This is a genomic window from Amycolatopsis sp. Poz14 (assembly GCF_006704225.1).
GTDB classification, from domain to species: domain Bacteria; phylum Actinomycetota; class Actinomycetes; order Mycobacteriales; family Pseudonocardiaceae; genus Amycolatopsis; species Amycolatopsis nivea.
The window spans coordinates 7309763-7322356 of sequence record NZ_JACLHD010000001.1 but is presented as its reverse complement, the minus strand read 5'-3'; the positions used below and the strand labels follow the sequence as shown (position 1 = coordinate 7322356).

At 68.1% G+C, this 12594-nt stretch carries 12 protein-coding genes; 6 read left to right on the top strand and 6 right to left on the bottom strand.

Annotation, left to right across the window (positions count from 1 at the left end; translation table 11 throughout):
* Nucleotides 1-21: 21 nt before the first annotated feature.
* Complete coding sequence (locus FKO37_RS33975) at nucleotides 22-741, top strand: TetR/AcrR family transcriptional regulator (protein ID WP_238607183.1); 720 nt, start codon at nucleotides 22-24, stop codon at nucleotides 739-741.
* Nucleotides 742-747: 6 nt separating this feature from the next.
* Here FKO37_RS33975 and FKO37_RS33970 read toward each other — a convergent pair whose 3' ends face one another.
* Nucleotides 748-1641 (bottom strand): NAD(P)H-binding protein, encoded by an 894-nt coding sequence (locus tag FKO37_RS33970; protein WP_238607182.1) that lies wholly within the window; start codon nucleotides 1639-1641, stop codon nucleotides 748-750.
* A gap of 80 nt (nucleotides 1642-1721) precedes the next feature.
* Between FKO37_RS33970 and FKO37_RS33965 the strand changes: the two genes are divergently transcribed.
* Together FKO37_RS33965 and FKO37_RS33960 are read left to right on the top strand one after the other, a co-directional pair.
* Nucleotides 1722-2357, top strand: coding sequence for a TetR/AcrR family transcriptional regulator (locus FKO37_RS33965; RefSeq protein ID WP_238607181.1), 636 nt, complete (start codon nucleotides 1722-1724; stop codon nucleotides 2355-2357).
* Nucleotides 2354-3481, top strand: a complete 1128-nt coding sequence (locus FKO37_RS33960; protein WP_238607180.1) for a mandelate racemase/muconate lactonizing enzyme family protein — start codon at nucleotides 2354-2356, stop codon at nucleotides 3479-3481. The genes FKO37_RS33965 and FKO37_RS33960 overlap by 4 nt, the downstream gene beginning before the upstream one ends.
* Nucleotides 3482-3521: 40 nt before the next feature.
* Here FKO37_RS33960 and FKO37_RS33955 read toward each other — a convergent pair whose 3' ends face one another.
* The 3 genes from FKO37_RS33955 to FKO37_RS33945 form a co-directional block, all read right to left on the bottom strand.
* Entirely contained in the window at nucleotides 3522-4694 is a 1173-nt protein-coding gene (locus tag FKO37_RS33955) for a glycoside hydrolase family 64 protein (protein ID WP_238607179.1), read from the bottom strand.
* A gap of 188 nt (nucleotides 4695-4882) precedes the next feature.
* Nucleotides 4883-5401: a lytic polysaccharide monooxygenase auxiliary activity family 9 protein gene (locus FKO37_RS33950; RefSeq protein ID WP_134669873.1), complete on the bottom strand. Its 519-nt coding sequence runs from the start codon at nucleotides 5399-5401 to the stop codon at nucleotides 4883-4885.
* A 1172-nt stretch (nucleotides 5402-6573) separates the two neighbouring features.
* Nucleotides 6574-7143 carry an ABATE domain-containing protein gene (locus FKO37_RS33945; RefSeq protein ID WP_134734298.1) on the bottom strand — a complete coding sequence of 190 codons (570 nt, stop codon included), beginning with the start codon at nucleotides 7141-7143 and terminating at the stop codon, nucleotides 6574-6576.
* Between the two features lie 276 nt (nucleotides 7144-7419).
* Between FKO37_RS33945 and FKO37_RS33940 the strand changes: the two genes are divergently transcribed.
* Entirely contained in the window at nucleotides 7420-7845 is a 426-nt protein-coding gene (locus FKO37_RS33940) for an Ohr family peroxiredoxin (protein ID WP_037819396.1), read from the top strand.
* Between the two features lie 318 nt (nucleotides 7846-8163).
* Here FKO37_RS33940 and FKO37_RS33935 read toward each other — a convergent pair whose 3' ends face one another.
* Nucleotides 8164-9096 carry a LysR family transcriptional regulator gene (locus FKO37_RS33935; RefSeq protein ID WP_238607178.1) on the bottom strand — a complete coding sequence of 311 codons (933 nt, stop codon included), beginning with the start codon at nucleotides 9094-9096 and terminating at the stop codon, nucleotides 8164-8166.
* Between the two features lie 84 nt (nucleotides 9097-9180).
* Here FKO37_RS33935 and FKO37_RS33930 point away from each other — a divergent pair, with 84 nt between their 5' ends.
* Both FKO37_RS33930 and FKO37_RS33925 read left to right on the top strand, forming a co-directional pair.
* Entirely contained in the window at nucleotides 9181-10383 is a 1203-nt protein-coding gene (locus FKO37_RS33930; RefSeq protein WP_374204422.1) for an MFS transporter, read from the top strand.
* Nucleotides 10383-10805, top strand: coding sequence for a PPOX class F420-dependent oxidoreductase (locus tag FKO37_RS33925; protein ID WP_238607176.1), 423 nt, complete (start codon nucleotides 10383-10385; stop codon nucleotides 10803-10805). The genes FKO37_RS33930 and FKO37_RS33925 overlap by 1 nt, the downstream gene beginning before the upstream one ends.
* 3 nt (nucleotides 10806-10808) lie before the next feature.
* On the opposite strand, the gene FKO37_RS33920 is transcribed toward FKO37_RS33925, so the two are convergent.
* The gene (locus tag FKO37_RS33920; RefSeq protein ID WP_238607175.1) at nucleotides 10809-12590 is read right to left on the bottom strand and encodes a hypothetical protein; all 1782 of its coding nucleotides are present in this window, start codon (nucleotides 12588-12590) and stop codon (nucleotides 10809-10811) included.
* Nucleotides 12591-12594: the final 4 nt, after the last annotated feature.

The following is a 12594-nucleotide window of genomic DNA, read 5'->3' as shown; positions in this document are numbered from 1 at the left end:
GTGTTCGCAATAATGCGGGCCATGGTTGACGACGTGCGGCCGCCGATCTGGCTGCGACCGGAGCGTGGGAGCCGGGGACCGCGTCCGGCGCACAGCCGGGCCGATCTCGCGGCTGCGGCTATCCGGGTCGCTGACGCGGAAGGCCTCGAGGCGGTGTCTTTGCGCCGGGTCGCGGCGGAGATGGGCACCGGAACGACGACGCTGTACCGCTACATCGCCACCAAGGACGAGCTGTTCGACCTGATGATCGACGCCGCTTTCGGGGAGCGTGAACCGCCGAAGCCGACCGGGGATTGGCGGGCGGACCTGCGCGCGATCGCCGGGGAGTACCGCGCTCTGGTGGTGCGGCATCCCTGGCTGGCCGCGATGCCCGCGACTCGTCCGGCGCTCGGGCCGAACAGTCTGGCGTGGTTGGACGCGGCGTACGCGACGGTGGACAAGTTGGGCCTGGCCGCGGACGAGGTCTTGGCCCAGGTAGGCACGGTGCTGACGTTCGTCCGCGGCCACGTCCTCGACGAACTGGCCGAACAGGAAACGGCTCGGCGGTCCGGAACGGACATGCCGACCTGGTTGGCGGCGCAGGCGCAGTACGGCGATTTGATCATCGGCAGCGGCGATTATCCGCATCTGAGCCGGATCATGGTCGAAGCGGAAACGCCGCATGCCGATGATCGTTACGAACGGACCTTTCGCCGCGGGCTGGAGCACATCCTGGCTGGGCTGGCCCACAGCGGGCGGTAGGGCGGATCAGGCCTTTTCCACCGCGGGCTTGAGGGATTCTTCGCACCACTGCCGGAAAGTCGTCGGCGTTTCCGCGGCATGCTGCGGAGTTCGGACCACGCCCTCGTCCAGATGGTTCAGCTTCGCGGTCGCCATGTCCATCATGGACTGTGCCATCGCCTCGGAGTGACCGTTCGCGAGGACCTGCGCACCGAGTGCGGAGACCGGGATTTGCTGGTACTTGACCGAAATGCCCAGCACTTCGCTGATGACGGCAGCTTCCTGGTCGGGCGAAAGGTCTTCCGGGCCGAGCACGGGGACCTCTTCCCGGCCGGTCCACAATGGATCGAGCAGCAGTCGGGAAGCGACCGCGGCGATGTCGCGCGTGCAGACGGTCGGGGCGGCGTAATCCGGCGGCAGGACGTCGTAGAAAGTGCCTTGTGCCTTGATCACCGACGCTTGGCGCAGCAGATTGTCCATAAAGGTCGGATTCGCCAGCGCGCGGAAGGCGACGCCGGTGTCGGCGATGAGGTCGTCCATCGCCAGGGTGGCGGTGACGTGTCCGGCTCGCTCGGCGGAGGCGGTGCCGCGGCCGAGTGCGCTGACCGATACCACCCGGCGGACGCCGTGGGTGCGGATCGCCTCGACGGCGGGGCGCGCGAAGCCGGAGTAGGCCTCGTCGACGCTCGCGGCTCGCCGGTCGGGCGGGACTAGCCAGAACACGGTGTCGGCGCCGTCGAAGGCGCGGGCGAGGACCTCGGGATCGCCGTGTGAACCGACCTGGACGTCAATGCGTTCGCGCAGGTCAGCGGGCAGTTTCGCCGGATCGCGGACGATCGCGCGGACGGGGTGGGCTCCGTCGGCGATCGCGGCGAGTACGCGGCTGCCGATGTTCCCGGTGGGGGCGGTGACGACGATCATGCGGGCACTCCAGGAGACTGTCGAAGAGGTGGAGCAGGAAGTAAACTCCACCGTACCGTTTACTTTTGGCGGAGGCAAGGATGGCGCGTGAAGGCGGTTCGCAGCTGCGGGGTGCGGAGTTGCGCAAGCACATCCTGCTGGCGGCGAAGAACGTGTTCCTCGAAACCGGGTTCGAACGGGCGTCGATGGACGCGGTCGCGGCCAGCGCGGGGACGTCCAAGCGGTCGCTGTACGCGCACTTCGAGAGCAAGGACAGGCTGTTCCTCGCGGTGCTCGACCTGGTCCGCGAGCTGTACCTCGGCAAGCTGATGACCCCGGACGCGTACGCGGACGACCCGGTCGAGGCGGTCGCGTTGTTCTGCGGGCGGTTCCAGCAGTTGCTGACCTGGGAGTCGCAGGCGCGGACGTGCCGGCTTTGCATCGCGGCTGCCGAGCGGTTGCCGGACAGCGCGAAGGCGTACTACGACGCGATGTTCGCGGTGATGTACGCGCGGCTCGCCGAATATCTGGCTGCACAGTACACAATGGACAGCACGGAAGCGGCGGCGCTCGCGGAGGATCTCGTCGGGCGGACGGTGCTGCCGCGGGTGTTTCGGGTGTTGCTGAACGCCGAGCCGGCGATCGAGGAAATGCCGGGGGCCGAGGCGGCGGTGGACAATGTCGAACTGGAACCGATTCAGCTGGTCGTTTCGGCGGAGTTGGGGCAGCGGGCATGAAGATCACCAGTGTTGACGTGTGGGTCGTGAATCTGCCGTTGACGAATCCGTTCACCAGTTCGTTCGAGACCAAGACCGGCGAGACCCGCACGGTGGTGCGGCTGCGCACGGACACCGGGGCCGAGGGCTGGGGCGAGACGATGTGGGGTCGGCCGGTCGCGGAGCTGACCCGGAAACTGGGCGCGGACATGATCGGGACCAGCCCGTTCGCGCTCGAAGCGTTTCATCGCCGGCGGCACATGGTGCCGTTTTTCCACGGCTATCTGGGATATGCGGCGCTGGCCGGGCTGGACGTCGCGTGCTGGGACCTCATCGGACGGGTCACCGGGCAGTCCGTGACTGACCTGCTGGGCGGGGCGGTGCGGACCGAGGTGCCGATCACGGCCTTGATCACCCGCGCCGACGCGCCTGGTGCGGAAGGGAAAGAACTCGCGCAGGGATTGGCCGAGCATGCGGCGAGAGTGGTCGCCGAGGGCGGCTTCTCTGCGGTGAAATTGAAGGGTACGCGCGACGTTCGGGGCGATGTCCGGATTCTGCGGGAGCTGCGGAGGGCGTTGCCGGAGATCGAGTTGCGGGTCGATCCCAATGCCGCGTGGTCGGTGCCGGATTCGATCCGTGCCGGGATCGCGTTGGAGGAACTGGACCTGGAGTATCTCGAAGACCCATGCGCGGGCATCGAGGGGATGAGCCAGGTTCGCGCGAAGGTGCGGATTCCCTTGTGCACCAACATGTGCGTGGTACGGTTCGAGGAGTTCGCTCCGGCGGTGCGGCTGGGTGCGGTCGACGTGATCCACGGTGACGTTTACAAATGGGGCGGCATCGCGGCGACGAAAGCGCTTGCGGCGCATTGCGAGACGTTCGGGCTCGGAATGAATCTGCACAGCGGCGGCGAACTCGGGATCGCGACCGCGGCGCATCTGGCGGTGGTCGCCAGCACGCCGGTGCTGTCGCGGGCGATCGACAGCATGTATTACCTGCACGCGGACGACATTGTCGCACCGCTGCGGCTTTCCGGCGGACGGTTGCCGGTGCCGACCGGACCGGGGCTCGGCGTGGAAGTGGACGAGGAGAAGCTGGCTTTCTACGCGGCGAAGAACGAGCGGGAAGGCGATCTCACCGGATGACCGTGCCGCGGTCCGAAAAGGACCGCGGCACGTCTTTGGCTCAGCGCAAGGCGTTGACGGTGATGGTGAGCGTGTCCGGGTCGCCGGCCTGGACCGCGCCGCTGAAGTCGGGGCCGGGGGAGACGTCGTCGTACGGGAAGGCGTATCCGCGGTTGTCCGGCAGTTTGCTGTGCACGATTCGCGCGTAGTGGTTGGTTTCCGGGTTCTGGTAGAACTTCGCCGGATCCTCGCCGGTCGGCTGTTTCGGATTGTCGCGCAGGGTGGTGCGGTTCAATGCCGCCGCGAGCCGGGGGATGATCGCCTTGCGGGCGTCGCTGTCGCCTTGTTTGATGGCGAACGGTCCGCTGTCGCAACTCCATACGTCCGGCGTGGCGGGTTTGTCGAAGCGCTCGCCGTTGTTGAAGGCGAGCACGCCGTCCGCGCCGACCTGGCCGGTGAACGCGCCGAGGCCGGGCACCTGGGTGTCGACGGTGAGCGTCTCGCTGGCGTATTTCTTCCAGACCTCGTCGATGTAGCCGTCGAGGTATCCGCCGAATTGGTCGGCGCGGTAATGCGCGGACAGTGCGCGCAGCGGCTTTCCGTCGCCGCCGGTTTCGATGAGCGTGCCCCATTTGCCGCCCTGGGCGTTGAGGGCGTCGCAGATCGGGTCGAGCGAGCGCGCGGGCAGTCCGGGGACCGTCTGGTCGCCGGAGCCGGTCGTGGTGAGGTGCAGGCCGATCGGGATCGCGACGAAGTCGACGTAGCTGATGTTGGCGAACAGCACGTCGTTGTTGAAGGTGAATTCGCAGAACGACCAGTTCCGGTTGTAGTTCGGGTCGTCGGCGGCCAGGAAGCTCGGGTGCACGAGAGCCGGGCCCTTGTTGACGAAGAAGTCCAGTTTGCTGTCGAGCGCGACATAGATCCGGGCCGCGTACATTTTCGGGACGGTGACCTGGGAAAGCGACTTGAGCGGGATCGCGCAGTCCTCGCCGAGCGGCGTGTGGTCGCTGCCCGGGGACGGCGGATAGTACGGCGTGCCATCGGCTTTCAGGATGACGAGCCGGTTGTCCAGCGTCGTGCCGGTGATGTACGCGTAGGTCTGGCCCGCGCCGGACCGGTCGTCGAAAGCGACCTTCGCGGTGTCGGGGGTGCTCGCGGAGGCGAACGCGGAGTTCCAGAGTGGAAATGTCGCGGCTGCCGCGGATGCGCCGAGGAATACTCGCCGGGAAATCAAGGAAAACCGCCTCCTGGAGTCGTGCCCTTTTCCGGTGACCGGCACGCTAGTCACGGGCGGGAAAGCGGGTCAACGAATGCGGGAGAAATTGGCTGGTTTTGTCATTCCCGGCGAATTCCCCGGACGCACGCCGAGGCACGGGCCGCCGCCACGGCCCGTGCCTCAGTGTCCGGTGTGGACTTTCCGGGTCAGCTCACCTGCAGGTCGATGCAGGCGTAGAAGGCGTTCGCGGTGTCCGCGATGTTCCAGACGGCGAGCACCGTCTGCCTTCCGGTGTGCCCCTTGAGGTTCACGTTGTGGGTGACCGTCGCCGGGGGCTGCTGGCCGCCGCCGTCCACGGTGGCGATCTTGTCGTTGCCGATCCAGTATTCGTAGTTGGACGTGCGGTGCCGGGCGGTGAACTTCCAGGTGAAGGCCACCGAGGAGCCGACCGGCGACGCCTTCCAGCCCTTGTTGTTGTCGTTCAGCTCGGCGAACTGGGCGTTGCCGCCGCTGCAGCTGTGCAGCCCCTTCGGCCCTTCGACGCTCTGCGGTTCGTACTTGATCTGGCCGCAGGAAACGGTTCCTTGCGCGCATTGGGCCTGCCGGCTCGCCGGCGCGTTGACGTACCCGTGCGCGCTGGCGATGCCTGCCGGGCTGATCAGCACGAGCACCGGGGCGATCGCCGTGCCGACCGCGGCCGCGACGAGTTTCCGGTTCGCTTTCATGGGCAGCTCCTTCGGGGAATGCTCGTTTCCCCGTGCGGGTACGACAAAGCGACGCACCGGCTTTCCGGGAGCCGGCCCGCACGGGGGGTGAGCGAAGGGGGTGGGCTTCTTGGTCTAGACCATACGCCCGGCGCTCGGGAAAGGTCAACAGCTGGCAAAGAAAGGCGGGGCAGTGGTTATCCGTCAACGTTGTCACCCCGGACCACTCTCGCTTGTGGTTTTACCGGAAGGCTTTCCGTTGATTGCGCCGGACGGGTGGCCTGATGCGGATCATGGCCACCCTGCGTGATTTCGTCCGCTCTGGACTGTCCATAGTGGACATTGCGAACCTGCGCGAGCGCACGGAAAGCGGCCGGGCGGGGTGGTCCGGTGCAGCGATTCTGCCCGGTCGTCGAAATCCCCGACTTCCGGAGGGTTGAAGGTATTCGACCGGAAATGCTCAACTGAATGGTTGAGGTGTTCGCCGGGGCGAGGCAGCTTTCGCGCGGCTGGTAATGGCCCGGCGGTCCTCGGCAGCCGGGTCGCCGTGCGGATGGGGGCGCTGGCGAGCATGTCGCGTGGGATGCCGGGCCGCGCCAGGTTGCGTTCGGTGACCGCGCCGAGGGCGGGTCGCTCTCGCCGGGGGTGGCCGCGGCCAGGTCGGCGCGGGTGTGCTTGCTGGTCAGGACGCCGCCAGCCAGTGGGGAGCCGGGGATCATGCCCGTCTCGTGGGCCATCGGGAGCAGGTCGCGCTCGACGAGACGTGAGCATCGGTGGGGGCGGTCCCGGCGAGCGCAGTTGCCTTTACGGGCTCAGCGGCAGTCCCGTTCAGCGGACTAACCGGCTGCCGCCGAGCCGGAGCCCTCGGCCGAGTTTCCCCGCGCCCGGCCATGGTGCTTGAACCACCGCTGCGACATCCTCGCCTGGAACCGATGACGCGACTGCTGGTGGATTTGCCCGCGCTGTTCCCGGCTCAGCGCAACGCGAGGTGGCTGCGCGGCTGGGGCGAAGCATCGGGACGATGCGGCGATGGGGACCTCATCGCGGAATCTCCTGCCCAGGGCGAGGAATTCGGGCGTTGGCGGGCGGAACGGGAGCAGCCGGGGGACGGAACGTGCTTCGGCATCCGGAAGCCAGGAGTGCCGGACCGGCGAGTGCTGATCTGCCGGGAGGCGTTCGCTTCGCTGGCTGGGTCAGGATTGCCGGGAGGGCGTCAGCGGCGGATTTCCTCGCCGTCGCGCCCGGTAAGCCGCGGCCTTCATTTTGTTTCCGCAGGTGGCCATCGCGCACCATTCGCGCCGTGATCCGCGCGAATGGTCCAGGTAAACCTGCGTGCATTCCGGTCGTCCGCATTCCTTCAGCAGGTCCGCGTCCGGGCCGCCCAGGATCGTGATCGCGGCCCGGGCCACGGTGGACAACGCCTGCGCCGCGGTCGCCCGGACCTGCCGTCCGGCCCGGGTCAGCTGCGGGACCGCGTCCGGTTGTGCGGCTGCCTCGTTGAGCAGCGTCAACGCCTCCGGGTCGTACTCATGGCCGACGAGCCGGGCCGCGACCAGGGCGTAGATCGCCTCCCGGACCGCGATCGCCCCCGCCAGGTCAGCGGCCGTGCTCCCCGGATCGGCGCCGGTGACCCCCGACTCGCGGAACCAGGCGTCCAGGCTGCGCGGCGACCCCAGCATCTCGGCCGGCTCGTCGTTGCGGCGGGCCCGCAGCGTGCCGACGAAGTCCAGTGCCGGGTTCCCGCAGGGGAAGGCGTGCTCCATGCGCACCAGTCTGACAGGTGATGAATCACGACGCAAGGAACTCTAACCAGTCTAGGGGGTTATGAGTAGCGGATCACAGAAATACGTAACCGTCTTGACCGGTGACGAATGTGCGTGCGAAGGTTCTCTGGTCGCCGAGACCGGCCCGGTCTCCTGCTGAAAGGTCACGTCCGATGGACTCGATCACCCTGGCGTTCCGCGAAGTTCTCGGCGCACTGGCGGCGCTGACCGGCACCGTCCTCAGCGGATTCTGAAAAGTTCTGGAAAGGGAAAGCCATGTCTGAAACCACTTACACCGCCGTCGTCACCACCACCGGCGAAGGCCGCAACGGGGGACGCGCGGTTTCGTCCGACGGCGCGCTCGACCTGAAGTTCGCCATCCCGAAGGAACTGGGCGGCAACGGTGGCGCGACGAACCCGGAGCAGCTGCTCGCGGCCGGCTGGTCGTCGTGTTTCATGGGCGCGGTGCGGATCGCCGCGGCGCAGCGGAAGGTGAAGCTGGCCGACCTCGCGGTGGTCGCGGACGTGACCCTGCACCACGACGAGGCGAACTTCTGGCTCAGCGCCGCGCTGCACCTGGAGCTGACGGGGATCGACCAGGAGACCGCCGACACGCTGGCCGCGGCTGCGCACCAGACCTGCCCGTACTCGAAGGCTCTGGGCGGGAGCATCGAGGTCACGGTGGACGCGACGGTCGCCTGACCCGGACGGCCGGGGTGCCCTTGAGCCGGTGGTGCGGGGCGGGTTCGCGCGGGATGTCGGCGATGCCTGCTGTCGAGGGCGCGCTCGATCCGGCGGTGCCGGATTGCGGGGCGGCGGTTCGTTCGCGGATGCGGAAGATGCCTGCGAACCGACGGCACCGGGTTGCCGGGCGGTGCGGGTGCGGAAGGTTCCGTCAAGTCAGCGGCGTGCGGTTCGGTCGCGGATGCGGAAAGCCGTATCCGGCTGGGCGTGGGCGTGCTCGGTCAGTTCGGGAGCGAATTGCCGGGCAGCCCGAGGCCGTTCGGAACACCCGCCGCGTCAGGACCGAACAGCAGGAGCCTGCCGAGCCAGCTCCCGCGCCACTTCGACGGCCGTCTCGATGGTCCGTGCCGCGAGGGGCGACTCGGCGTCCCGCCCGCGCGGCCAGTGCAGGTAGATCGAGCGCGCCGGGGTCGGGTCGAGGTCGTGGACCTGCAGGTCCGGCCATCCCTCGGGGCCGTGGATCGCGCCGCAGTCGCGGCAGACGACCTGGTGGATCGCCAGCCAGGGCAGGACCGCGAGGCCCATTCCGGCGCGCACCATCGACAGGATCGTCTCGCTCCCCGCGGAGCGGAACACGATGCGCGGGCGGGCCCCGGCCTCCGCGAGGGAGTGCTCGAGCCTGGGCTGGTCGCAGGTCGACGGCCAGGCCACCATCGGCTTGCCGTCCAGTTCCCGCGCGGGCACCGGGCCCGACGGCAGCGTGTCCGGAGGTGCGACGGCCAGGTAGGGGTCTTCCATCAGCAGGACGTGCTCGGTGTCTTCGCTGATGAGACCGTCGTGGAACAGCAGGTCCAGTTCGCCGAGCCGAGGCTCGTCGGGTTCCGAGAGCCGGATCTCGCAGCGGGGGTGTTCCTCGCGCAGGAGGCGCAGCACGGTCGGCAGGATCGCGTGCGAGACGCTCTGCAGGGTGCCGACGTCGATGCGGCCTTCGCCCGCCTTGAAGCGGTCGACCGCCTGGCCCAGCGCTTCGGCCTTCGCCAGTACCTCCCGGCCGTGTTCGAGCACCACGGCGCCGAGCGGCGTGATCCGCACGGGGCGCGGGCCGCCCGGGCGATCGAAGACCGCGCCGCCGAGGGTTCGTTCCAGGGCAGCGATGTGCTGGCTCACGCTCGATTGCGTGTAGCCCAGCCGGGTCGCCGCCCGGGAGAACGTTCCCTCTTCGGCGATCGCGAGCATCGTCGTCAGCTGGCGCAGGTCGAAGTCGGCCATGCGCCCAGTATATTACTGTTCACGATGGATTCGATCGTAAACAATCGCTTTTCTTAATCTCCTGGCACTCTTAGCGTCGTTGCCATGACAGTCGCAACGATCGCCGCCGGGAGAACTCGCAAGCTGCCGTCGCGCGCGTGGACGCTGGGGGCGTGCCACCTCGTCGCCCGGGGCGGCGCGTTCGTGCAGCCGATGCTGGTGCTGTACCTGACGCAGGAACAGCGGATGACCCCGACGGCGGCGGGTGCCGTGGTGGCGGCGGTGGGTATCGGCGACTTCGGGTCGCAGCTGCTCGGGGGCTGGCTGGGGGACCGGATCGGGCGGCGGAGGACGATGCTTCTCGGGTTTCTCGGGACGGCGATCGCGTTGGCCGCCTTGGGATCCGCCGCCGCGACGCCGGTCATCTGGGCAACGGCGGTGGGCTACGGTCTCGCTGCTGGGCTCTTCCGTCCGGCGGGATCGGCAGCGGTGGCGGACCTTCCGCCGGAGCAGCGGGTGCGCGCGTACAGTTTGCTTTACTGGGCGGCGAACCTCGGATATGCCGTCGCGGCAACGGTTTCCGGGGTGTTGGCGGCTCGCGGCTACGGGCTGCTGTTCTGGTTGAACGCGGTCGCGATGCTGGTTGCCGCGGTGATCGTGGTGACTGCGGTGCCAGAGACTCATTCTGGACCGAGTCATGGGCGACGCGCACTGCTGCCAGTGTTGCGAGCGGACCGTCTCATGAGGATCATGACGCTGATCCACGTCGGCTGTTTCACGTTGTTGATGCAGGCGTTCGCCACATTGCCGTTGTTGATGACCGCGCAGCAGTTCAGTTCCGCGACTTACGGTTCCGTGCTTGCGCTCAACGGGTTCGCCATCGTTGTCCTGCAACCGTTCGCTGCTGCGGTGTTGGCGAATCGCGACCGTGCGACAGTGCTTGCTACCTCGATGTTGTTGGCGGGCGTTGGCGGCGCTCTGGCCGCCGTGTCCCAGAGCATTGCTGGCTACGCCGTCGCGATTCTTGTTCTCAGCCTCGGGCAGATCGGGTTGGCGGTCCAGTTCGGTGCGACGTTCGCGGCTCTCGCGCCACCTGATTTGCGCAGCGGGTATATGGGTGTCGCGTCGAGTGCGTGGAGCCTTGGCGCGGTTCTCGGCCCGATGCTCGGTACGGCGTTGCTTGAGCAAGCTGGCCGAACTTGGCTGGGCGTAGTGGCTTTCGCCGCCGGAATTCTGCTTTTCCTTGCCCAGCAAGCCGTCGCTGGACGGCTTCGCGAGCGGCAGTCAACCGAGAAAGGAACCCACTGATGACGACCATGACCGACAGCGAATGGCGCGCCTTCCTCTCCGAGGGTACGAGGCTTGCGCACCTGGCCCTCACTCGTGCTGACGGACGTCCGCACGTCACGCCGATCTGCTTCGTCCTCGACGGCGACGAACTTGTCTTCGCCTTGTCGCCGGGAAGCGTCAAGGGCAAAAGCCTTGCGCGGGACGGCCGGGTCGCGGTCTGCGTCAGCGATGAGCGGCAGCCGTACAGCTTCGTGACCGTCGAAGGGCAGGCTCGGGTTTCTGCCGAGCCGGACCAGATCAGGCGAGTCGCGGCGGGGATCGCCGAGCGTTACTATCCCGGTCAGTCCGCAGTGGACCTTGCCGATTCGTTCGTCCACAGTGGATTCACTGCGGTCCGAATCAGCATCGCGCACGTCATCGCCCAATCTGGTCTCGGCTGAGGCTCACCGCAACCGCGCCCCCGCCCGCTCCAGTGCAGCGAGCACTTCGGAACGGGCGGTGGCGATTTCGCCCGCGGTCAGCGTCGCGGACCTCGGGCGGAGGGTGACCCGCAAGGTGAGCGAACGGTGGTCGACCGGAATTCTCGAATCCCGGTACTCGCCGACGTACGCCACTCGCTGCACCAAGGTATGAGCCTGCGTCGCGGTCTCGGCGACCAGCGACCACGGCACGGTGTCGGCCGCGAGGACGGACAGGTCGAAGTCCGATTCGGGCAGGTCGCCGACCGGGGTGTAGCGGTTCTCGCGGGACGGGTGCGTCCGCAGTGCGTCGAGGTCCAGTTCGACGCAGGCGATCGCGCCCCGGTCGATGCCCGCCGCCCGGAGCACCGCGGGCCGGACCAGCGCCAGCGTCCCGGCCGGGCGGATCGCGAGCCGGGCCGACGGGTCCGTCCAGGCCGGGCCGGGGGTGCCGGACAGGTCCAGCGCGGTGAGATGGCAGTACCGGCGGATCAGCTCGGCCAGCCCTTTGGCCCGGCGGAACAGGTCGGCCCCGTCCGGTCCGGCGAGCAGGATTCCGGCGGACGTCCGCTCGCCCGCGGCGAAGACGGTGCCGACTTCGAAGAGGCTGAACTCGTCGTAGTAGCGCAGGTTGGCGGCCGCGGCTTCGAGCAGGTTCGGGATCAGCGACGGGCGCAACCGGGCGCGATCCGGCGCCGGCGGGTGGTCGATCGTGAGGTCGGCGTCGAGTCCGCACGCGGCGAGCAGGTAATCGGCGGACCACGGGTAGGTCAGCACTTCGGTTGCCCCGCCGCGCGCCGCGAGCACTTCCCGGACCTGGCGGCTCAAGGGGAGCCGAGGGCGCGAGTCCAGCTGCACGACGGGCCGCGGCGCGGGCAGCGCGTCGAAGCCGTGGATCCGGGCCAGCTCCTCGACGATGTCGACGGGGAGCGAGAGATCGCCGGTGGAACGCCACGACGGAGCGACTACTCGCAGCAGCTCCCCGGTGATTTCGGCGGTGCAGCCGAGGGCGCGGAGGATGCGCAGGATTTCGTCCGGCGGCAGCGGGATGCCGATCCGGCGTTCGATTTCCGCGAGGCTGATCTCGATTTCGGCTCGTCGGGTCGCGGCGAGGAGGATGTCTTCCACGCCGAGTGCTGCGGCCGACGGGTCGGCTTCGGTCAGGAGGTGGAGGAAGAGATCGGCGGCTTGATCGGCGCGTTGAGTGTCGAGGCCTTTCTCTTGGCGTACTGAAGCTTCGGTGCGGGCGCTGCGGCGGGCTCGGCTGGGTAGCAGGGTCGGGATCTCCAGCACGACCGACGCACTGGAAGCACGGACGTCACTTGGTTGTCCGACGGCATACATCACGTACGCGCTCAGATCGGCGCACAGGTCCCGGCTTGGTTCGCCGATGCGCCGGAGCCGGTCGCGGACGAAAGCCGGAGTTGGCACGGAACTGTCCACTGTGCACTGCAGGGCGAGCATCCGCCGATGCCAAGCGGGATCGGCCAGGGTGAGGCCGGTGGCGTTCGGCGGCCGGGCGACCCGGGGGAGCGGAGTCAGCGGGAGTCCATAGAGGACGGACAGCTCGCGAGCGATGCCATAGTGTCCCCACAGATCGGGGCGATGGGTGAGGGATTTGTTGTCGATCTCGAAGACGACGTCACCGTCGATCACGTCGTAACCCTCGACTTCGACGGTCTTCAAGGTCAAGTCGTGTGCCAGCTGGTCCGGCGAACGGCCGGGCAGCGGCACGTAGTCGGTCAGCCAGTCCCGGGAAATCTTCACGACA